This window comes from Pseudomonas agronomica (assembly GCF_025917275.1).
Taxonomy (GTDB): domain Bacteria; phylum Pseudomonadota; class Gammaproteobacteria; order Pseudomonadales; family Pseudomonadaceae; genus Aquipseudomonas; species Aquipseudomonas agronomica.
On the sequence record NZ_JAOSHO010001168.1, the window covers coordinates 1 to 230 of the forward strand.

At 61.7% G+C, this 230-nt stretch carries 2 pseudogenes; both read left to right on the top strand.

The window, feature by feature from the left end:
- Window positions 1–67 (top strand): annotated as a pseudogene (locus OC610_RS29405) (ATP-dependent zinc protease); the annotation flags it as partial.
- Between the two features lie 69 nt (window positions 68–136).
- Window positions 137–230, top strand: a pseudogene (locus OC610_RS29410) (two-component system response regulator CreB); the annotation flags it as partial.

Here is a 230-nt window from a genome sequence, read left to right on the forward strand (position 1 = left end):
GCTGCGCGAGTTCGGCGCAGCGGTCAACCCGGCTCGGCGGTTTACCGCGGATAAACCGGACTGTTGATTTCCCCGATTGACGCGCCCCGAGGCTTGGGGCACCGTTCCGGCAACTTTCCTGTCGGGCTCGGACGCCATGCCGCATATTCTGATTGTCGAAGACGAAGCCGCCATTGCCGATACGCTGGTGTTTGCCCTGCAAGGCGAAGGCTTCGACACCACTTGGTTGA